Origin of the sequence: Candidatus Thiosymbion oneisti (assembly GCF_900092655.1) — a bacterium.
Lineage (GTDB): Bacteria > Pseudomonadota > Gammaproteobacteria > Chromatiales > Chromatiaceae > Thiosymbion > Thiosymbion oneisti.
Map to the genome: position 1 here is coordinate 1 of NZ_FLUY01000725.1, position 3,008 is coordinate 3,008.

The following is a 3,008-nucleotide window of genomic DNA, read 5'->3' on the forward strand; positions in this document are numbered from 1 at the left end:
TCAGCCTCGGTTGTCCACGCCCGCATCGCAAGGCGCGCCTAACCCGACCTACAAAACTTAACTTAATGGCATTGAACTGCATACACCTATTGGCGGGTGAGGAGTTCATCGCTATCTTTGATAGTAAGAGCGGTCAGATACTTAACATCCCTGATAAGGTCAGATGGGATAATCGGCTTGATCCTGATCAATTCAACATTATCCGAACTTTCTCCCTGACTGACAACCTCGGCATTAGCAGTCAGTAAAAGAATCGGCATTCTTGAACCTTGCTCCTCACGCCGCCATATCACCGCTAATTCCAGACCGTTGAGGAAAGGTATCTGATAATCCAGTATTGCAAGATCATAGGGTTGAGTACGCAGCGCCTGCAGCGCAGCCTCGCCGTCATCGACTATGGTCAACCGACACTGGCTGGTTTTGAAGATCCGTCTATAGACAGACTGAAGCAGTTCTTCATCTTCGGCAATCAGTATACGCAATCCGGATAAGTCATCACCGGTCGTTCTATCATCATCCTGGGTTGGAATAGCAATACTTTGCAATGTTACCCAGGGTAGTTTGACATCGAAGGTAAAGCGGCTACCTTTACCGTACTCGCTGGCAATGGTAATCTTACCGCCCATCAACTCCACCAGTCGCTTGGAAAGCGCCAGACCTAGCCCACTGCCAACACCCAGTTCATTATTATTGTTGCTGTGAACTTGAACAAATGATTGAAAAACCTTTCCGATATCATCTGCCTTAATACCAATACCGGTATCCTCAACGGAGAACTGTAATCGGACAGACTTGTCATTAAGCTCCAGAACTTGAACAGCGAGTATAATTTCACCTGACTCCGTATACTTGACCGCATTCGAGCTTAGGTTGATCAGGATTTGTCTGATTCTAAGTTCATCACCAATTACGCTATCCGGTACATCACTGGCAATGTCAACCTTGAACACCAGGTGTTTGCTTTTAGCCTGGGGCAGTATCAGGGACTCTACTGCAGCTACCAGCTTACGGACATCAAACGGAAGCTCACCAAGTTTAAGCTTGGCATTTTCAGCCTTCGAAAAATCCAGAACATCGTTAATTAATGAAAGTAGGTGCTGTGCCGCCCCATTAACCTGGCGCATATAGTCAGGTGCATTATCTCGATGAGCAGCTTCCAGGGACAACTCGGATAATGCAATAACACTCTGCAAGGGAGTGCGCAATTCGTGGCTAATAGCAGACAAAAAGCGTTCCTTATAGGACGCTATCTCTGCCTTTCTTAACGCCTCACCTTTCTGCTTTAATAGAAGACCGATGTAAGGAGGTAAAATAAATAATCCCGAGAGCAGACCAACACTAATCGTCGGATGTTCTAACCAAAACGGCGTTGCAAGTATCACCACGGTAAACATCAGAATAGAGAGTATCGCGCTTATCAGTAAATACACTGATCCAAATCTGAATGCGCTGCCGATTATAATCCACAGATATACCGGATAAAGAACGCTTCCCCAGTCGTCGCTGAGGTACATGACGATAGAAAGACTCAACAAATCAATAAAATTCGATAGGATACGACGTACCGGTACCTTTACCGGCTGCCGGTAAAGCCAATAAAAAAACACCAGTGCGTAAGCAGCAAATATCGGGTAGATAATCGATATTGCCTGCTTTACCGTCTCTTTGTCTCTTACCTCAAAGGTAACCTGAGGATGCACTGCGAGAACATAGATATACAGCGAGACAGTGGAGACGAGAAATAAGCGTAGATAGCCCTGCTCATGCTCATTAGCAGGACACTGTTTAATACGCTCAAAGATAGCTGGAAACCTATTACTCCTCATAAATAATCACTTTCTCATGATATATCTTGCTTGCAGGCTGGATATTTTGTCCATAACTCGGAGATCCCGATCAGTGAGCCTTAAAGCACGGTCTACCCAGATACTGCCGATCCTAACCAGCTCATCATAAGTGACCGGATTTTCACTGTTAGTAATGTACCGTATAGCATCATAGGAATTACAGCGCCGTCTGTAGCTATGAATATACCTCTCAGCTGCCTGCATCCCTACATCCGGACCCACCACTTGATCAATAGCACCTAAAGCAAACATCTCTTGCGCACTATAAACACGTCCACTGGTAATAATGCGCTTGGTAACCGACATATTTGTTCTTCTGACCAGATAACTAAAGGCACCCATGCCGGGGATGAGGTTAAACGTGCTCTCCGGGAAAGAGAACCTGGCATTTTCCTCAGCAATGATCATATCGCAACACAGAGCTATCTCAAACCCCCCGCCAAAAGAATCTCCCTGCACCACTGCTATACGGACACGCCCGTCAACTGTTGACTCATAATGTAGAGCATCAATGCAGGCTTTCATGTATTCAGCTAGAGACTGTTTATTTTTCCGCCTAATCTGCTCCCTGAGATATTCAAGATCCCCACCCAAATTAAATACCCCCTTTATATTCGATGAAAGAACCAAATACTTGCACCCATATTTATCCGCTTCTTTCTGAGCACCTTTAAGCTCTCTAAGCAACTCCAATGAGAAGCACGGACGTCCTACAGGCGACATAATCAAATAGATTATCCCCTGTTCCGGCTGAATATCAACTTGGATGTGCTTGAAAGCGGAACACTTATCGGCACGAGGTATACTATTGTGCTGCATCTATAATTCCCATTATAGCCCGCGTAGGGTGGATAAGCTTGCGCCATCCGCCGTATGTCAGACTTCTGATATGCCTGACTACAGACGCTTTCGCATTCCGGGTGGCTGTCATTTCTTTACCGTCAATCTTCTTGAAAGAAATACAACACTTCTTGTCGATCATATCGAACTACTGCGTCAATCAGTTCGCAAGGTAAAGCGACAACGTCCTTTTAATATCAATGCCTGTGTCGTGTTGCCTGACCACCTTCATTGTATCTGGACGTCAATGCCATTAAGTTAAGTTTTGTAGGTCGGGTTAGGCGCGCCTTGCGATGCGGGCGTGGGCAACCGAGGTTGAAC

The 3,008-nt window shown here is 45.7% G+C and carries 2 protein-coding genes and 1 pseudogene; 1 reads left to right on the forward strand and 2 read right to left on the reverse strand.

The window, feature by feature from the left end; translation table 11 throughout:
* Positions 1–86: 86 nt before the first annotated feature.
* Together BQ17_RS07890 and BQ17_RS07895 are read right to left on the reverse strand one after the other, a co-directional pair.
* Entirely contained in the window at positions 87–1,826 is a 1,740-nt protein-coding gene (locus BQ17_RS07890; RefSeq protein ID WP_089725913.1) for an ATP-binding response regulator, read from the reverse strand.
* Between the two features lie 6 nt (positions 1,827–1,832).
* On the reverse strand, positions 1,833–2,666 hold the full coding sequence (locus BQ17_RS07895) for a crotonase/enoyl-CoA hydratase family protein (RefSeq protein ID WP_089725915.1): 834 nt from the start codon (positions 2,664–2,666) through the stop codon (positions 1,833–1,835).
* Positions 2,667–2,736: 70 nt separating this feature from the next.
* Here BQ17_RS07895 and BQ17_RS24630 point away from each other — a divergent pair.
* Positions 2,737–2,928: pseudogene (locus BQ17_RS24630) on the forward strand (transposase); the annotation flags it as partial.
* Positions 2,929–3,008: the final 80 nt, after the last annotated feature.

Bases quoted from the DNA above. Each gene is read 5' to 3' on its own strand.
- BQ17_RS07890 (WP_089725913.1), bottom strand. From the start codon at position 1,826: ATGAGGAGTAATAGGTTTCCAGCTATCTTTGAGCGTATTAAACAGTGT.
- BQ17_RS07895 (WP_089725915.1), bottom strand. From the start codon at position 2,666: ATGCAGCACAATAGTATACCTCGTGCCGATAAGTGTTCCGCTTTCAAG.